Annotated in this window: 14 protein-coding genes; 10 read left to right on the top strand and 4 right to left on the bottom strand. The window is 40.0% G+C overall.

Translation table 11 applies throughout. The features are described 5' to 3' along the window. Positions 1-248 precede the first annotated feature (248 nt). A complete protein-coding gene (locus tag POV26_RS11280; protein ID WP_272856576.1) occupies positions 249-500 on the top strand; it encodes a hypothetical protein in 252 nt (83 codons plus the stop codon). A 102-nt stretch (positions 501-602) separates the two neighbouring features. Here the strand turns inward: POV26_RS11280 and POV26_RS11275 are convergent, their stop codons facing one another. The 3 genes from POV26_RS11275 to POV26_RS11265 form a co-directional block, all read right to left on the bottom strand. Then, the gene (locus POV26_RS11275) at positions 603-1,862 is read right to left on the bottom strand and encodes a cysteate-C-fatty acyltransferase (RefSeq protein WP_272856575.1); all 1,260 of its coding nucleotides are present in this window, start codon (positions 1,860-1,862) and stop codon (positions 603-605) included. A 226-nt stretch (positions 1,863-2,088) separates the two neighbouring features. After that, on the bottom strand, positions 2,089-3,126 hold the full coding sequence (locus POV26_RS11270; protein ID WP_272856574.1) for a cysteate synthase: 1,038 nt from the start codon (positions 3,124-3,126) through the stop codon (positions 2,089-2,091). 113 nt (positions 3,127-3,239) lie between these two features. Further along, complete coding sequence (locus POV26_RS11265) at positions 3,240-5,375, bottom strand: S9 family peptidase (protein ID WP_272856578.1); 2,136 nt, start codon at positions 5,373-5,375, stop codon at positions 3,240-3,242. A 66-nt stretch (positions 5,376-5,441) separates the two neighbouring features. Here POV26_RS11265 and POV26_RS11260 point away from each other — a divergent pair, with 66 nt between their 5' ends. The 6 genes from POV26_RS11260 to POV26_RS11235 all read left to right on the top strand — a co-directional run bounded on the left by POV26_RS11260 (position 5,442) and on the right by POV26_RS11235 (position 12,783). Beyond that, positions 5,442-5,765 (top strand): YbaB/EbfC family nucleoid-associated protein, encoded by a 324-nt coding sequence (locus tag POV26_RS11260; RefSeq protein WP_272856573.1) that lies wholly within the window; start codon positions 5,442-5,444, stop codon positions 5,763-5,765. Positions 5,766-5,867: 102 nt separating this feature from the next. Next, the gene (locus POV26_RS11255) at positions 5,868-6,188 is read left to right on the top strand and encodes a YegP family protein (RefSeq protein ID WP_272856572.1); all 321 of its coding nucleotides are present in this window, start codon (positions 5,868-5,870) and stop codon (positions 6,186-6,188) included. Positions 6,189-6,458: 270 nt separating this feature from the next. Next, on the top strand, positions 6,459-6,689 hold the full coding sequence (locus tag POV26_RS11250; RefSeq protein WP_272856571.1) for a hypothetical protein: 231 nt from the start codon (positions 6,459-6,461) through the stop codon (positions 6,687-6,689). Positions 6,690-6,782: 93 nt separating this feature from the next. Then, positions 6,783-9,197, top strand: coding sequence for an alpha-ketoacid dehydrogenase subunit alpha/beta (locus POV26_RS11245; protein WP_272856577.1), 2,415 nt, complete (start codon positions 6,783-6,785; stop codon positions 9,195-9,197). Positions 9,198-9,582: 385 nt separating this feature from the next. Continuing rightward, entirely contained in the window at positions 9,583-11,277 is a 1,695-nt protein-coding gene (gene asnB, locus POV26_RS11240; RefSeq protein ID WP_272856570.1) for an asparagine synthase B, read from the top strand. Between the two features lie 147 nt (positions 11,278-11,424). Continuing rightward, positions 11,425-12,783 carry a T9SS type A sorting domain-containing protein gene (locus POV26_RS11235; RefSeq protein WP_272856569.1) on the top strand — a complete coding sequence of 453 codons (1,359 nt, stop codon included), beginning with the start codon at positions 11,425-11,427 and terminating at the stop codon, positions 12,781-12,783. A gap of 97 nt (positions 12,784-12,880) precedes the next feature. On the opposite strand, the gene POV26_RS11230 is transcribed toward POV26_RS11235, so the two are convergent. Next, positions 12,881-13,318, bottom strand: coding sequence for a cupin domain-containing protein (locus POV26_RS11230; protein WP_272856568.1), 438 nt, complete (start codon positions 13,316-13,318; stop codon positions 12,881-12,883). Positions 13,319-13,390: 72 nt separating this feature from the next. Here POV26_RS11230 and POV26_RS11225 point away from each other — a divergent pair, with 72 nt between their 5' ends. The 3 genes from POV26_RS11225 (at position 13,391) to POV26_RS11215 (ending at position 19,299) form a co-directional block, all read left to right on the top strand. Then, positions 13,391-13,987: a TetR/AcrR family transcriptional regulator gene (locus POV26_RS11225; RefSeq protein WP_272856567.1), complete on the top strand. Its 597-nt coding sequence runs from the start codon at positions 13,391-13,393 to the stop codon at positions 13,985-13,987. A gap of 232 nt (positions 13,988-14,219) precedes the next feature. Beyond that, the gene (locus POV26_RS11220; RefSeq protein ID WP_272856566.1) at positions 14,220-17,183 is read left to right on the top strand and encodes a response regulator; all 2,964 of its coding nucleotides are present in this window, start codon (positions 14,220-14,222) and stop codon (positions 17,181-17,183) included. A gap of 328 nt (positions 17,184-17,511) precedes the next feature. Beyond that, positions 17,512-19,299, top strand: a complete 1,788-nt coding sequence (locus POV26_RS11215) for a tail fiber domain-containing protein (protein ID WP_272856565.1) — start codon at positions 17,512-17,514, stop codon at positions 19,297-19,299. The last annotated feature ends 19 nt before the right edge of the window (positions 19,300-19,318 follow it).

Raw genomic sequence — 19,318 nt, 5'->3', positions numbered from 1 at the left:
GTTGTCGAATTCTTTTAAAATCTTTGCAATTTGTTGCGGTGAAAATTTACTTCGTCTCATAATACTGTTTAAAATTAAGATAATTATTCTACTTTTAAACAGTTCGGTTTTAAGGGAAGCTTACAAATGAAACTAACTATACACGTTTAATAATTAAGTTAACTAATTCGGATGCATCAGATATACCTGAAGATTTTTATTTATTCAGTGCTAAACTTGATGGTTCATTAATAAAATACGAAGCAAATTTGCGTGATCTTTTCGGGGAATCTGATTTCTATGTTATTCCTGACGAATATTCATTAAAATTGACTAACAATGAATTTTATGCAAGCAACACTTCCGATAGTATTAATATTGATTTAGGAAAAATAAAATTAAATTCTGGAGAAATAAGAGAAATAATTATTCAGGTTAATACATTAAGATTTCACGAAACCTATATAATTAATGAAAAAGTTTTAAGAAGTGAATTGTCTAAAAATAAGAAGGGGAATTAAAAAAATGTATATAAAATTAATTTCTCAAATTATTTTTATAAACATAAAAAATCCACCCAAAAAAGGTGGATTTTTCAATATATAAATATTCAGTTTTTAAATCTATTCTCCCATAGCCGCCGCAACAGCTGCAGAAAGACGTTTGTAAGTTCCATTCTCCAAGCGCTCGCGGATAGATGAAAATGCTTCCAAAGTCTCTTCAATATCTTGCATGGTATGTGAAGCCGTCGGAATCATTCTTAAAAGAATCAATCCTTTCGGAATTACCGGATACACAACGATTGAGCAGAAAATTCCGTGGTTTTCGCGAAGGTCTTTTACCAAGGCCATCGCTTCCGGGATGCTTCCCTTTAAATAAACCGGGGTCACGCAGCTTTGTGTGGTTCCAATATCAAAGCCGCGTTTTTTTAATCCATTTTGAAGTGCGTTTACGTTTTCCCAAAGTTTTTCTTTCAGTTCGGGCATGGTGCGGAGCATATCCAAACGCTTCAAGGCACCTTCCACCAAAACCATCTGTAATGATTTTGCGAACATTTGTGAACGCAGGTTGTATTTTAGGTAGTTCATTATTTCTTCATCACCGGCAATAAAAGCGCCGGTGCTTGCCATAGATTTTGCAAAAGTTGCAAAATAAACGTCAATTCCATCCTGCACACCTTGCTCCTCGCCCGCTCCGGCACCTGTTTTACCAAGCGTTCCGAAACCGTGGGCATCATCCACAAAAAAGCGGAAGTTGTATTTTTTCTTAAGTGCTATAATTTCCTTCAATTTTCCTTGTTCGCCGCGCATTCCGAAAACACCTTCAGAAATAAGCAGAATTCCGCCGCCCGTTTTTTCGGCAACTTTTGTGGCGCGCTGCAGGTTTTTTTCGATACTTTCCATATCGTTATGCTTATAAGTGAAGCGTTGCCCCAAGTGAAGACGAACGCCATCAATAATACAAGCATGGGCATCAACATCGTAAACAATCACATCGTCTTTTGAAACGAGGGCGTCAATGGTTGAAACCATTCCTTGGTATCCAAAATTCAGCAAATAAGCTGCTTCTTTATGTACAAATGCTGCGAGTTCTCTTTGAAGTTGTTCGTGAAGATCGGTATGGCCGCTCATCATCCGTGCGCCCATCGGGTAGGCAGAGCCCCATTTTTTGGCGGCTTCGGCATCTACTTTTCGAACTTCCGGGTGGTTTGCAAGTCCTAAATAATCATTGATGCTCCAAGTGATTACCTCTTTGCCCTTAAATTTCATTCTATTGGAAATTGGTCCTTCCAGTTTTGGGAAAACAAAGTAGCCTTCCGCCTGTTCGGCCCATTTTCCCAACGGACCTTTATCTTTGTAGATTTTATCGAATAAATCTTTCATTAAATCTTTAGTTAAAAATGTGCGACAAAATTAATTAAATTATTTGTGAGATATTAGATTTTAGACGTGAGATTTTAGACAACCCAAATCAAAATACGTAGGCGCGCGATTAATCGCGCGCCTACCCATGAAAATCATATAAATAAAAACCGATTGAAAATAACAATCGGTTTTTAAATCGTATATCTAAAATCGTAAACCTACCCGCCGTCAGGCAAGTCTAAAATTACTTTACGTATTCAATTTGATGGATTGCAGCGGTTTCCGAATCAAAGAAACCTTGCTGGTTCATCCACTCATCGTTGTAAATCTTGCTCATATATCGGGAACCGTGGTCCGGAAAAATAACAACAATGTTGCTGTTTTCATCAAATTCGCCTTCTTCTTCCAACTGTTTCAAACCCTGCATTGCAGCGCCGCTGGTGTAGCCTACAAACAGCCCTTCGGTTTTTGCAAGCTCACGGGCCGTGTGTGCGCTACTCTCGTCCGTTACTTTTTCAAATTTGTCAATAATATCGAAATCGGTTGCGGTTGGAATCAAGTTTTTACCCAAACCTTCAATTCGATAGGGATAGATTTCGTTGGCGTCAAACTCCTTGGTTTGGTGGTATTTCTGAAGCACCGAGCCATAAGCGTCGATTCCTATAACTTTTATATTCGGGTTTTGCTCTTTTAAGAAACGAGCCGTACCTGAAATAGTTCCTCCGGTTCCACTGCAGGCCACTAAATGCGTGATTTTTCCAGCAGTCTGCTCCCAAATTTCGGGGCCGGTGGTTTGGTAATGCGCATCAATATTCAACTCGTTAAAATATTGATTGATGTAAACCGAACCTTTTATTTCGTTATGAAGTCTTTTCGCCACTTCATAATACGAACGTGGATCGTCCGCACTCACGTGGGCCGGGCACACATAAACCTTGGCGCCCATGGTTTTCAGCATATCAATCTTATCTGCCGAGGATTTTGAACTTACTGCCAAAATACATTCGTACCCCTTAATGATGCTAACCATCGCAATACTGAAACCCGTGTTGCCACTGGTGGTTTCAATAATGGTATCGCCAGGTTTTAGAATGCCTTTTCTTTCGGCTTCTTCAATAATGTAAAGTGCAATGCGGTCTTTGGTAGAATGCCCCGGGTTGAATGCTTCAACCTTTGCGAAATAATTACCCTTCATCTTTTGGGTAATCTTGTTAAGCTTAATCAACGGTGTGTTGCCTATAAGTTCCAACACATTATTGTGGGCTTTTATTTCTTCTTTCATAAAGAGGGAGTTCGTTATAAAAAAGACTCAGTCCGAAAACTGAATCCCGCCTGCCATCCTAAATAATCAGTCGGGCAAATTTTCAACCCGACAAAGGTAAGGAATTATTTTTATTACTCCTTAATTCCTTCCAAATCCAATAGAAAAGCGTAATCCATCGCCACTTCCTTCAAGGCTTCAAAACGTCCGGAAGCCCCGCCGTGGCCAGCATCCATATTGGTTTGCAATAACAGTATATTTTTGTCGGTTTTTAAATCCCTAAGTTTCGCGACCCATTTAGCGGGCTCCCAATATTGCACTTGGCTATCGTGCAGCCCGGTGGTTACGAGCATATTTGGATAGGCTTTTGCCGCTACATTGTCATAAGGTGAATAGCTTTTTATATAATTATAGTATTCCACATCGTTTGGGTTTCCCCATTCGTCATATTCCCCGGTCGTCAACGGAATGGAATCGTCCAGCATTGTAGTAACCACATCCACAAATGGGACTGAAGCGATAATGCCATTGTATAATTCAGGAGCCATGTTTGCAATAGCGCCCATTAAAAGTCCGCCCGCGGATCCGCCGGAAGCATATAGATGTTCCGGGGAAGTGTAGCCCTGCTCAACCAAGTATTTTGAAGCGTCAATAAAATCGGTAAAGGTGTTTTTCTTTTTCAACAGTTTTCCGTCCTCGTACCATTGTCTGCCCATATATTCGCCGCCGCGAACGTGGGCGATCGCAAAAATAAACCCACGGTCCAAAAGACTTAATCGCACGGACGAAAAGTAGGGGTCTATCGTGGCGCCATAGGAGCCATACCCATAAACCAGCGTTGGGTTTTTACCATCTTTTTTAATACCCTTTCTATAAATAACCGACATTGGGATTTTTGTGCCATCGGCAGCCGTTGCCCATAAACGCTCGGTTTCATAATTATTTTTGTCGAACTTTCCGCCTAAAACCTCCGTTTCTTTCATAACCGTTTTCTCCTTGGTTTCCATATTGAAATCAATAACCGAAGCGGGCGTATTCAAGGAATTGTAGCCATAGCGCAATATTTTAGTGTCAAACTCTGGGTTTTGCGTGGAATAGGCCGTATAGGTTTCGTTGTCAAAAGGAAGGTAATAATCTTCTTTGCCGTCCCACTTTTTGATCCGGATTTGTGTAAGCCCGTTATTCCGTTCGCTCACTACCAAATAATCCTTGAAAATATCGATGTCTTCCAAAAGCACATCATCGCGGTGCGGAATCATATCTTCCCAATTTTCCTTGGAAGTTTTATCTTCCGAAGTTTTCATGAGTTTGAAATTGAGCGCTTTGTCCTTGTTGGTCAAAACGTACCAATTGTTGCCGTAGTGCGAAATACTGTACTCCAACCCTCTTTCGCGCGGTTGGAAGATTTTGAATTTGCCCATTGGGTTATTGGCTTCCAAAACACGATATTCTGAAGTTAGCGTACTGTAGCTGCCAATGACAATAAATTTTTTCGATTTTGTTTTGTAAACGTAAGTGTTGAAGGTATCGTCATCTTCCGTAAAAACAAGTTCATCCGCAATGGGGTCCGTGCCCAAGGTGTGACGATAAATTCGATCGGCACGCAGGGTTTTTTCATCCTTTCGGGTGTAAAAAAGCGTTTTGTTATCGCTGCCCCAGGTTGCGCTTCCTGTTGTCAAAGGAATTCGTTCGGGATAGATTTCACCGGTTTTTAGGTTTTTTATGAAGATGTCGTATTTCCGCCTGCTCAAAGTATCTACGCCGAAGGAAACAAGATTGTTGTCCTCGGAAACATTTAAGCCCGCAAGGTTGTAAAAGGAATGGCCTTTTGCCATTTCGTTTACATCAAAAAGAATTTCCTCTTCGGCATCCAAACTGCCTTTTTTTCGGGTATAGATTGGGTAATCCTTTCCGGTTTCGTAGCGGGTTATGTAAAAATAACCGTTCAATTTATAGGGAACCGATTCGTCATCCTCCTTAATGCGCGCCTTCATTTCCTGAAAAAGATCTTCCTTGAATTTTTTGGTGTGCGCGGTCATTGCTTCGTAATAGTCGTTCTCTGCCTTCAAATAATCAATTACCTTTTCATCTTCGGGATTGTTGAGCCAATAATAATTGTCTATGCGAACATCGCCATGGGCCTTTAATTCCTTGGCTATTTTTTCGGCTTTCGGGGGAGTGATTTTCATATCTTTTTCTGAAGTATCTTGATTTTTGCAAGCAACGGCAAAAGTAAGGCAAGCAATTGAAACAATTAAACTATTTTTCATCATTGTAAGGTTGTTGAATAGCCACGCAAAGTAGTAAATTTGCAACAAACTTAAACGCAAAAATATATGTTTGGAGATTTAATGGGAATGATGGGGAAATTAAAAGAGACCCAAGAAAAGGTAGAGGCGACGAAGAAACGTCTGGACACCGTAATGATTGATGAGAGCAGCAGCGACGGCCTTCTAAAAATAACCCTTACCGCAAACCGACAGATCAAAACGATTGAAATTGACGATGCTTTGCTTGAAGACAAAGAGCAATTGGAAGATTATTTAATCCTCACCTTGAACAAAGCCATCGAAAAAGCAACAAACGTGAACGAAACCGAAATTGCCGCCGTTGCAAAAGAAGGCATGCCGAACATTCCGGGGATGGATATGTTCAAATAAATGCTAAACTTATTATAAAAACTTTCGGCAATTTTTTAGGCACGCCGTTTTTCACGATATTGAGAGCTGAAAAATTTTCAGTAATCATTTAAACACCTAATTATGTTTGAACTCAAAAAAAGCGGTGATAAATTTCACTTTGTGTTAAAAGCGGCCAACGGACAGGTAATCCTTTCCAGCCAGATGTACGCCTCAAAAGCTTCGGCAATGAACGGTATTGAATCTGTTAAAACCAACTGTGGCAACGATTCGATGTACGAAAAAAAGACAGCGGCAAACGGAAAATTTCATTTCAACGTGAAATCTACAAACGGCCAGATAATAGGCAGCAGCCAAATGTATGCCTCCGAAAGCGGCGTTGCCACGGGCATTGAATCTGTTAAGAAGAATGCGCCCGGAGCTTCCGTGAAGGAAGTGGCGTAAATTTTTTTCATTAAAAAGAATCCTCGGTCCGCCGGGGATTTTTTATTTCCAAAGCCAAATCAGAATTGCCCCCTGCCCCTAAAGGGGAGAAAATCAATTTTCAAAAACTGAAATCACAAATCCCGAATCCCGAATCAACGAATCCCGAATTAACAAATTAACCAATTAACAAGCCTGACCCCCTGCCCCTAAAGGGGAGAAAATCAATTTTCAAAAACTGAAATCACAAATCCCGAATTAACGAATTAACGAATTAACGAATTAACGAAAATGCAACTACTAAACAATTGGCGTATCATCATCCTTCTTTGCCTCACGCTGGGCCTTGCCCCTTTCTTCCCGGAACCGCATATATGGGGAAAATTAAAATGGATTGCCGGTGGCGCCAATGGAATGCAAGCCGCAGACTGGTTTGATGTTTTGTTCCACGGATTGCCTTTCCTCCTGTTATTTAGGTTGCTGATACTTAGGCTCGTTCCTTTTAAAAAGAATCAAACTTAAAAAGCATTCCCTTTCAAAAATTTGGATGTGTATAACTATGCGTTGCGAAACACCCTCAATTTCGCTATTTTTGCAAAACTAAAACCCATTGAAATGCAGACAGACCCAAAGACCAACGGCGAGATTTCATTTAACGATTTTAAGGAAACCGTTCTGAACGATTATAAAATTGCAGTAACCAGCCGTGAATGTAGTTTATTGGGCCGTCGCGAAGTGCTTACGGGGAAAGCCAAATTTGGGATTTTTGGCGATGGAAAGGAAGTGCCGCAACTGGCTTGGGCAAAAGCCTTCCAAAACGGCGATTGGCGCAGTGGCTACTACCGCGACCAAACTTTTATGATGGCCATCGAAAAGCTTACCATTGAACAATTTTTTGCAGGGCTCTACGCCCATACAGACATAAAGGCGGACCCAATGAGTGCCGGAAGACAGATGGGCGGGCACTTTGCAACCCACAGTCTGAACGAGGACGGCAGTTGGAAAAACCTTACGGCACAAAAAAACAGCAGTGCCGATATTTCGCCCACCGCGGGACAGATGCCACGATTATTGGGCTTGGCGCAGGCTTCCAAAATTTTCAGAAATGTAAAGGGCATTGAAAACAAAACCAATTTCTCCATCAACGGAAACGAGGTGGCTTGGGGAACCATCGGCAACGCCAGCACCAGCGAAGGTTTATTTTGGGAAACCATAAACGCTGCCGGGGTGTTGCAAGTACCGATGATCATGAGCGTTTGGGACGATGAATACGGAATTTCCGTGCATGCTAAATACCAAACTACCAAAGAAAATATTTCAGAAATACTTAAAGGATTTCAGCGCACCGAGGAAGAAAACGGCTATGAAATCATTCGTGTAAAAGGCTGGGACTATCCAGAGCTTATTGAAGTCTATACCCGTGCCTCAAAAATTGCAAGAGAAGAACACGTTCCCGTATTGATCCACGTACAACAACTCACACAACCGCAAGGCCACAGTACCAGCGGCTCCCACGAACGCTACAAAAGCAAGGAACGCCTTGAATGGGAGGCGAAGTTCGATTGCAATCTAAAAATGCGCGAGTGGATCATAGCCAGCGACATTGCCACGGAAGAGACACTGGCCGAAATGGAAAACGATATAAAGAAAAGGGTCCGCGACGGTAAAAAAGCAGCTTGGGAAGCTTTCCTTGCCCCACAAAAGAAAGAGCAGGAAGAAGCGGTATTGTTGCTTGGCAATTTAGCCGAAAATAGTGCCAACAAAAATTTCATAGAAAAAATAAAGAACGAACTGGCTTCTGAAAAAGAACCTTTGCGCAGAATGATCATTGCTTCCGCCAGAAAGGCATTGCGCTATGTAGTGGGCGAAGATTCAGCTGAAAAGAAGCAGTTGCAGGATTGGGTAACCAATTATTTCGAAATAATACAGCCAAAATACAGTGCGCATCTCTATTCTGAAGCAAAAGAGAATGCCAAAACCATAAAAGAGGTGCTTCCCTCCTATGCTAACGATGCCGAGGAAGTTGACGGAAGGGTCATACTTCGTGATAACTTCGATGCTATTTTCACAAAACATCCCGAAGTGTTGATTTTTGGCGAAGACAGCGGCGAGATTGGCGACGTAAACCAAGGTTTGGAAGGCATGCAGGAAAAGTACGGCAAACTGAGGGTTGCCGATGCCGGAATTCGCGAAGCCACCATTCTCGGGCAGGGAATTGGGATGGCAATGCGCGGCCTGCGTCCCATTGCCGAAATCCAGTATTTGGATTATATATTGTATTGCCTTCAAATAATGAGCGATGATCTGGTAACCGTTCGCTACCGGACCAACGGCACCCAAAAAGCACCTTTGATTGTCCGTACCCGTGGCCACAGGCTGGAAGGAATTTGGCACAGCGGTTCACAAATGGGCGGTTTGATCCATCTGCTTCGCGGAATGTACGTTCTCGTGCCGCGAAATATGACCAAAGCCGCAGGTTTTTACAATACTTTACTGGAAACAGACGAACCCGCATTGGTAATTGAATGTTTGAACGGCTACCGCCTAAAGGAAAAAATGCCCAACAACCTGGGCGAACTCAAAACCCCAATAGGCATTGTTGAAACCGTAAAGGAAGGAACTGACATCACACTGGTTTCCTACGGAAGTACCCTAAGAATTGTGGAGGAGGCCGCAAGGGAACTGCAACAAGCAGGCATAGATGCTGAGGTTATTGACGTGCAGTCATTACTTCCTTTAGATCTTAACCACGATATGGTAAAGAGTGTCGCAAAAACCAACCGACTTCTGGTTATAGACGAAGACGTTCCGGGTGGTGCTTCAGCTTATATCTTAAACCACATTGTAGAAGTGCAGGGCGGTTATAAATATTTGGATAGTAAACCACAAACACTCACTGCAAAGGACCACCGTCCTGCGTATGGTACCGATGGCGATTACTTCAGTAAACCTTCTTTGGAAGATATTTATGAAAAGGTTTATGAAATTATGCACGAAACAAATCCATCAGAATTTCCGAAACTGCGTTAAAAACTGCACTTAATCGAATTTTTTATAGTTTCAACTATTAATTGCATTTTCTTCATTAAATATTTGGAAGTCCACAATTAATTACTTTAAATTAGCAATTCAATTAATAAAAACAACAAGTTTATGTCTTTTATCAGTTTAAATAGCAATAATAATAACGAGCTGCCGTAACAAAAACTTGTCGCGATATACAGCCCGTCAGGTTTTTTACTTGGCGGGCTTTTTTTTTTGACATCCCCCTTGCCCCCTTCAAAGGGGGGGGAACTCTGAACCTTTAAAATGGTTCGTCACAAAAAGGCTCCCTCCTTTTGAAGAGAGGGTTGGGGCGGGATGTCAAACAGAATAACTATTAACTATTAACTATTAACCAAATAACCTTTCAATTATGTGTGGAATTGTATGTGCATTCGATCTTAAAAGGCCTTCAGAAGAACTAAGGCCACAGTTATTGACCATGGCAAAATGCCTGAGGCACCGCGGCCCAGACTGGAGCGGTATTTTCAATAACAAAAAAGCAATTATGGCTCACGAACGCTTGGCTATTGTTGACCCAACTTCGGGGAAACAGCCTTTGTTTTCTGAAGATAAAAAGCTGGTTTTGGCCGCCAATGGCGAAATCTACAACCATATGGAACTGCGGAAGCAATTTGAGGGAAAATACAACTTTCAAACAAAAAGCGATTGTGAAGTAATCTTGGCCCTTTACAAAGAAAAAGGAGCTTCCTTTTTGGATGAGCTTAACGGAATCTTCGGTTTCGCTTTATACGATGCCGAAAAGAACGAATACTTGATTGCCCGCGACCATATGGGCATTATTCCGCTTTATATGGGGTGGGACAAGGACGGAACATTTTATGTAGCCAGCGAATTGAAGGCTTTGGAAGGCTATTGTACCAAAATTGAACTTTTTCCTCCGGGACATTATTTGCACAGCAGTGATGGTAAACTAACAAGATGGTGGGCCCGCGACTGGATGGAGTTTGATGCCGTTCAGGAAAATGAAACCAGCATCGAAGACCTGCGCAAAGCATTGGACGCCGCCGTAAAAAGACAATTGATGAGCGATGTGCCCTACGGGGTTTTGCTTTCGGGCGGGTTGGATTCTTCCATTACCTCTGCCCTGGCCAAAAAATATGCCGATAAACGGGTGGAATCCGGCGATACCGAAGGCGCTTGGTACCCTCGGCTACATTCGTTTGCCGTTGGTCTTGAAGGCTCGCCAGATTTGGCTGCCGCCCAAAAAGTGGCAGACCATTTGGGGACCGTGCACCACGAAATCCATTTTACGATCCAGGAAGGGCTGGATGCAATCCAGGATGTAATCTATCACGTGGAAACCTATGATATTACTACCATTCGCGCCTCTACCCCTATGTTTTTATTGGCGCGTGCCATTAAGGCCATGGGGATAAAAATGGTACTTTCCGGCGAAGGGGCCGACGAGATTTTTGGTGGGTATCTCTATTTTCACAAAGCCCCTTCGGCAAAGGATTTTCACGAAGAAAACGTACGAAAATTGGACAAACTTCATATGTACGATTGCCTTCGCGCCAATAAATCCTTGGCTTCTTGGGGCATTGAAGGCCGTGTACCCTTTCTCGATAAAGAGTTTATGGATGTCGCCATGCGCCTAAATCCAAAAGATAAAATGATACTGGCCGGACAAAAAGCGCCGCAGGACAAGCAGGCCATGGAAAAATGGGTGCTTCGCGAAGCCTTTGGCGATATGCTGCCGGCAGAAGTTGCGTGGCGCCAAAAGGAACAGTTTAGCGATGGTGTGGGCTACAGTTGGATCGATTCCTTAAAAGAAATGGTAAACGAAAAAGTAACGGACGACCAAATAGCCAATGCCCATTACCGATTCCCCATCCAGACGCCAACAAGCAAGGAAGAGTTTTACTACCGAACCATTTTTGAAGAGCATTTTCCCAGCGATGCGGCCGCTTTAACGGTACCCAGCGTACCGAGTGTGGCCTGCAGTAGCCAAGTAGCTTTGGACTGGGACGAGAGTTTTAAGAATATGAACGACCCAAGCGGGCGGGCGGTTAAGAATGTACATGCGGATGCCTATGGGAAATAATTTGCACGAGGGATGAAAATTATTAATTATTGAAATGAGGGAATAGTTTTTTTATGTTCCTTAAATTAAAAATTTTCTTCAACTCTTGGTACTATTATGAAAAAGTATATTTTTATAAAGATTAATAATCTATAAAAATAACTTGTTATGAGAGCAAATACATTCATCTTTCTTCTATTTATATCTTTTAGTTTGATTGCTCAGGATGGGCAACTAGACCCAACTTTTACCCCCCCGGCTATTCTTGATTCCTTTATAGAGACAATAGCCCAACAAACTGATGGAAAAATATTAATTGGCGGGGATTTTACCGATTATCAATATTTAAAAAGATTAAATACTGATGGATCTTTGGATACAAGTTTTAGTGCACCCGCAACGTTTTATGCTCTTATGTATTCCATAGTTATTCAGCCTGACGGAAAAATATTAACCGGTGGCGTTGGCCCAAAAGATTTGGTGCGCTTAAATGCTGATGGCAGTATGGACGTATCTTTTGACGCTGGTGATGGCATTCCCTTTGGAAGAGTGGCAAAAATTTTTTTACAGGATGATGGCAAGATTATCATAGGTGGAGATTTTGACGAATTCAGTGGAACTATTATTTCTGGAATGGCTCGTTTAAATACAGATGGAAGTTTAGATACTTCTTTTAATTTAAATTTAGCACCAGAAACAAATATTAGAGATTTCGATGTACAAACTGATGGTAAAGTTATAATTGCAGGCTATGACCCATCATCATTCTTCTTTAAACGATATAACACCGATAACACAGAAGACCTTTCTTTTAATGGTGGAAATCCTAAAGCTAATGATGAAATTTATGGAATAGATATCGTTGAGAATGATAAAATAATGATCACAGGGCCATTTAGTACTTATAATGGTGTACTTCGTTATCAAATGGCAAGGCTTAATAGCGATGGTACTTTAGACACTTCATTTGATTCTTACAACTTTCCAGAAAATGGTTTTAACTATACAATATTTGATTCAAAACAACTTACAGATGGTCAATATCTTATCAATGGCTATTTTAACTTTTACAATGAATTGCCTAGCAAATATATTGCAAAAATAAACAACGATGGTACAATAGATCAAACCTTTAATATGGGCGATGGCGCAGATTCATATATCGATTCCACTTACATGCAGCAAGATGGAAAGATATTGATTGGCGGAGATTTTACCTCCTTTAATGGCACCCCAATTAATCATATGGCGCGATTGAACAATGAATTATTGGGAATCAATAATACGGAAAACAGTGGCATTATAAGACTTTATCCCAATCCCGTTATAGATATCTTAAAAATCGAAATGAATAATACCTACCAAAGAACCTCCCTGAATATCTATACCATTACAGGACAGCTAGTGAAAACCGCTTCCATATCTAAGAATGGAACCGTTGATTGCAGCGAGTTACAAAGTGGGTTATATTTGGTAAAAATTAGTGATGGAACAAAAGTTTTCAATACTAAATTAATCAAACAATAAACCTTAATCTACCCTCTTCTGGCGCGCGTTTTTAACGCATGCCCAGCTGGCGCACGTTTACAACGTGTGCCAACGTCCTAAATCTCGTTGGCTTTTTTTATTGAACTTTAATGTTCATATCAAATGCTTCGGCAGTTTCAATTACTTTCTGGACAATTTCGGGAGTATGGGATTTTTCACGGGCATTTTCTATTTCAGCAGGTATTCCTACGGCATCAAAAAAACCTTTAAACCCCTTGGGACTGTGAATGTTTATCCACTTACAGGGTAAATTGCTATTATTGGTAAAAGTATGCAGCGTTTTAGGCGGAATGTCGAGCGACTCTCCCGCTTTAACAATTTTTACTTCACCGTTTATTAAAAATTCCATTTCACCCTCAATTATCAAGAATGATTCCTTGAATTTGTTATGAAAATGCGGTGGAGGTCCCTGAATTTGTGCGGGAGTTTCTGCCAGCATCAGATCGAAGTCTCCGGATGTCTCGTGGGTGGTTATTTTATGGCCCAATACCCATTTAGTAGTTTGATTTTTCATTTTATGAGATTTTTGTCTCACAAACTTAAAATACAATTTTGAAAAAACCAAGTTTTATGAGATATTTGTCTTATGAAAAAGGAATATTTTAAATCCGGTCGGATAAATCAAAAATTGGAAACGAGAAATAAAATATTGAACAGCGCCCAATATTTTCTAAATAAAGATTTAGAATTTACGCTGGAAGATATCGCCAAAGAATGTGGTATTTCAAGAGCCACAGTTTATCGCTATTATTCAAACATTGAAATTTTAGTGAATGAGGCCGCTCTCAATATCCAAGCAGAAAATCCAGATAAAATTGTTGAAAATATCAAAGAGAATAGTCTTGAAGATAGGATTCTTTACATCCAAAATTATTATAACACGCTGGCCGTAGAACATGAAAGCGCATTTCGAAAATACCTAAGCTCGGTCATAACCTCAAATCCATCAGAAATAAAACGAGGTGCAAGACGCAAAAAAACACTACAGCTTGCCTTTGAAAATACATCCATCGATAACAAGGAAAGCGAAAAGTTAATAAATCTGTTAACTATTTTAATGGGAATTGAGCCTTTAATAGTAACTAAAGATGTTGTTGGCCTAAATAATAAACAATCGATGGAAATTATGAAATGGGGCGTGCAATTAATTTTGAAAGGTTACTTCGCATCAAAAAAGAAATAGCAGGTTCCCAACCTAATCAAGCAACCAGAAATTTCTCGGATTTTATTGGCAATTGGCTCATTCTCAATGTGCTTATTCCCCTCTGCTGGCGCGCGGTTTTAACGCGTGCCCATCTTGAAACTCTGAAGCCTAAGACAATTACCAATAAGTCTTAAGCCAAGGAAGAGTTTAATGGTTTTATTCTTTAAACATAAAAATCATTTTTGTAATTTTAGATGAACAACCTAACTAGATGAACAAACTTCTCCTCCTTTTGTTTTCCGTTTCCGTAGCATTTGGGCAAAACAGAGCTTCCTTAGATTCATTAAAGCACGTTGTCAACAACCCTATTAGTTCAGATAGTATAAAAACATATGGGTATATTAAATTAATAAACTATTACAAAAAAAATGACGAGGATAGCTGTAGGGCCTATTTTAAAAAATTGGGGGACTATGCAAAAAACAATAACTCTTCGCTAGCCTATTATAAATATCACTTTTTAAGAGCAAGTTATTTTGGGTTGTTCGTGAAACCTGGTGATGACAGCTACGAATTTATTAACGGTAATTTGCTGGAAGCCTTGCGCTATTCAAAAGAAGTAAATAGACCGGAGCTTATTTCGGTAACGTATGGCAGACTGGCCCAAGAAAATGCAAGGTTTGGAGAAAAAGAAAAAGCATTGGCGTACGGTTTTGAAGGAGAGAAAATTGCAATTCAATACGGATTATGGGAAGATTTAGCCTTTATCTATGGCCAAATTGGAAAAATATATAATTTAAATTATCAAAAAACCGATAAGGCTTTACAATACCTGTTAAAATCTGATAGCGTTTATACTTCCATTGATTTTCAAGGCTATAAACGTGGATTTACGTTATCTTTTATTGGAGATGTTTATGAATCACTTGAAAATTTGGAAGAGGCTAAAAATTATCAAAACAAGGCCTTGTCGGTTTTCAAAATAGCAGAGAATGAATACCAGCAAAGTTTTATTTTTGGAAAGCTTGCTATTATTGAAAGAAGACAAAAAAACTATGCGAAGGCTTTAAATTATATTTCAAAAGCAATTTCGTATTACAGAGAAAACAAAAACCCCCTTCAAGAAGCTGTTTTCCTTGTACTCGAAAGCGAAATATACCTTGATAACGGCCAAACAGACAAGGCTTTGGAAGTGGGGCAAAAGGCCATTGATTTAAGCAAAAAAAACCATCACGATATTGGAATATTGATGGCGCTTATCAATCAGTCAAAAATATTCAGCAAAACAAATAGTTTCACGCGAAGCAGCCAGCTTGCCCTTGAAGCAGAATCCTTGGCACTTAAACTGAATAGCTATGCAGAATTAAAGGATATTTATGAGCTCCTCTACTTAAACTCCGAAGCTTTAGGAGACTATAAACAAGCCTATCAATATTCCAAAGAATATAGAAGCGTTAATGATACGTTGGTTATACAGGAGAATATTAAAAACACAAAGGAACTTGAAGCAAAATATCAATCTGAAAAAAAGGAAAAGGAAATAGCCCTTTTGCAATCAAAAAACGATTTGGCAGAAGCGCAGAAAAAGAACCAGCGCAATCTGTACTTAGCGGGAATGGGAATAACGACAATCGCAGGGGTGTTCTTCTTTCTTTTATACCGCAACAGAAAAAAAGTTAATACGAAACTGAGAAGCCTTGATGCCGTAAAATCGAACTTTTTCGCAAATATTTCCCATGAATTTCGAACGCCATTGACGTTGATTTCCGGACCCATCGAAAAAAAGCTCGAAAACAAAAAACTCAATGAAGAGGATCGGGCAGATTTTGAAATGGTACAACGAAATTCCAAACGCTTATTGAACTTGGTTGACCAACTTTTGGATCTTTCAAAACTGGAGTCGGGCAATTTACAATTGCAAGTATCCGAAGGAAATCTCGGGTTGTTGCTGAAATCAATAGCGTCTTCCTTTGAGCACAACGCAAAAACACAGGCGCTGAAATACAACATCAACATCCAAGAACCTATAAATGGTTGGTTCAATAGAGATGCGGTTGAGAAAATTGTAACCAACCTACTGTCCAATGCCTTTAAATATGTCTCAGAAAAGGGAACGATAAACTTCACCGCCTCCACCAAAGGCGATACCCTTGAAATAGCGATTGAAAATGACGGAGAAATATACGGTGAAACTAAAATTGAAAAAATATTCGACCGTTTTTACCAAAAAGACGACAGTAAAGATGGCGTGGGCATTGGGCTGGCACTGGTAAAGGAACTGGTTTTGCTCCATAAAGGAACAATCCATGTTGCAAACACGGCACGTAAAAGCGTGTTGTTTTCGGTAGTACTTCCCATTGTCAAAAACCAGTTTTTAGAAGAAGAAAGAGTCAATAAAACCGTAGCACCCGTTCCTATTTTAATAACCGAGGATTCAGAAAATACAAGAGACAATACATCCCTAACCGAAGAAATTCACGAGGACTCCCCAATTCTATTGGTAGTTGAAGATAGTGAGGACATTCGTCTTTTCATAAAAAATGCTTTTAAAAACCAATATCAAATTATAGAAGCCCACGACGGTTTTGAAGGTATAGAAAAAGCCATTGCCTTTGTTCCGGATATTATCATTTCAGACATAATGATGCCAAAGGCAAATGGCCTGGAACTTTGCAAAACGCTTAAAAATGACGAACGGACCAGTCATATTCCAATAATATTGTTAACCGCCAAAACAGGAGAAAAAACACAATACGAAGGTCTTGAAATTGGCGCCGACGACTATATAACAAAGCCTTTTAAAATGAAGCTGTTGGAAACCCGCGTAAACAACTTGGTCTCTTCCCGGAAACAACTTCGCCATCGGTACAGCCAGGAAATTATTCTTAAACCTTTGGACATTTCCATATCAAGCATAGACCAAAAGTTTATTGAAAAAACACAGGCGGTGCTTGATGCGCACCTTACCGATCCAGATCTTAGCATAGAAGATTTCAGCAAACTTGTTGGGATGAGCAGAATGCAGCTTCACAGAAAACTGAAAGCAATTACCGGATTGACCGCTTCAGAATTTATACGCTCGCAACGCCTAAAATTGGCAGCATCACTAATACTGAAAAGTGATGTAAATATTTCTGAAATTTGCTATCAAGTAGGCTTTAACAATCCTTCCTATTTCTCCAAATGTTTTAGGGAAGCATTTGGCTGTTTACCATCAGAATATTCTCAAAAATAAGCTTCATTTTTAAGCAAATACCCTTGTAACTAAGACCATGTTACATCTGTGGCATCATCTGTTACACGGCTGTTAGCGCTTCTCTTCAATTGGTTTTAGTTTTAACCATAAGAAAATCTTCCCCTTTTTCTTGACAGCACTTTTATAGCATAGTTTATTCAGATTTATGAACAATAAATATGAAGGAAGCCTTGATAAATTCAGCTCAAACGAAATTCATTTAAATGTAAGCCATTTAGCAAACGGCAATTACACTATTAAAATAGTAAAGAGAAATAAAGTGATCAAAACAATCCATTTCAGAAAAAATTAATTCAACATTTTAGTCATGAAAAAACAGATACTATCAATTGCCCTCGTGTTTTTTAGCCTAAATCTTTTTGCCCAAGTGGGCATCAACAACACCGACCCAAAAGCTACCTTGGACATTACCGCAAGCAATATTGCGAACCCAACCACCACGGATGGAATTTTAATCCCACGCATTGATGATTTTCCCAGTATTGACCCATTGGCTGCCCAAGACGGAATGATGGTGTTTGTTACGGGCAACGGAACGCCACCCAAAGGATTTTATTACTGGGACGGTAGCATTTCCTACTGGCAGAGCGTTACGGGCGTGAAATATATAGATGAATTGATGGATGGAAAATCTGACAGCGACGGCAGCGAGGATGGTTCTTCCATATTTTTAGGTGGCAGTGCCGGAAAAAACGATGATGCTACAGACAATAGGAACATTGGGATAGGCTTTAATTCTTTAACATCAAATATAAGTGGCGAGGGTAATACAGCCATTGGGTATAATTCGCTAAAAACAAGTTTAGGAAACAACAATACAGCTATTGGATATTCGTCTTTATACAATAATGGAGGAGGCTTCAATACAGCTGTTGGAAACTCGTCTTTATACAATAACGCAGGAAGCTACAATACAGCTGTTGGAGCTTCCGCCTTATATTCTAATACTACAGGGCAAGGTAATACAGCCATTGGTCTATATGCAATGTTTAATAATGATGTTGGGCAAGAAAATACAGCAATAGGTGATTATGCATTGATCCAAAACAAAAGTGGGGAAGAAAATACTGCAGTAGGAGCTTATGCTTTGTCGTCAAGTACAAGTGGAGGATATAATACAGCTTTAGGAATGCATGCTTTAAATGGTAATACAAGCGGAAATTATAATACAGCTATAGGTAATGGTGCTTTAGCTAGTAATAGCTATGGAGAAAAAAATGTTGCTATTGGAGTTAGTTCCTTAGGGGCTTGTATAGGATATGACAATATTGGTATAGGTTATTCAGCTTTAAGACAAAATACAGGAGGACAATTTAATATTGCTATTGGAAGCGAAGCAGGCTTGCAAAATGGAACAGGACTACGTAATATTTTCTTAGGATATCAATCAGGTTATAATGAAACAGGGAGCAACAAACTATATATAGAAAATTCCAATGCAGATGCCAACAATGCATTAATCTATGGAGAGTTTAATAACAACTTATTGCGTGTTAATGGCAATTTGCAAGTAAGTGGGGTAACCAATCTGCATAGAAATGTTGCCTCAGGTGTTGCTTTACAAGTAAACGGCAGTGAAGCCCTATGGTACAATGGCACCTATTTTAGCTGGGGCTATGGAGGTTCCGCCAATTTTTTTGCCGATAACGTGGGCATTGGCATTACAGCCCCTAACGTTGCGCTGGATGTAAATGGTTCCATTGAATACACAGGAACCATCACCGATGTTTCGGACAGGCGCCTGAAGGAAAACTTCAAACCAATCAACAATACTTTAGAAGCACTTCAAAACATTAAAGGCTATACCTATACTATGAAAAATGATGCCGCAAAAAAACGCGAGTATGGGGTGATAGCGCAAGACGTTCAAAAGGTTTTCCCGGAAATGGTAAGCATTATTGACGATGAAGGACATTTCGGCGTAAGCTACATTCAGCTGATTCCTGTATTGGTAGAAGCCATTAAAGAACAACAAGCCGAAATAGAAACCTTAAAAGGCAAATTGGTAAAACAAAACCAACTGGAAGAACGCCTTGACAAACTGGAATCCTTAATGAAAAGTGCAAGTTTTACTTCAGAAATAGAAACTAAATAATACCAATAATTTAAAACAA

It is taken from the genome of Aequorivita todarodis (genome assembly GCF_028561335.1).
GTDB lineage: Bacteria > Bacteroidota > Bacteroidia > Flavobacteriales > Flavobacteriaceae > Aequorivita > Aequorivita todarodis.
This window is presented reverse-complemented; position numbering and strand designations above follow the sequence as displayed.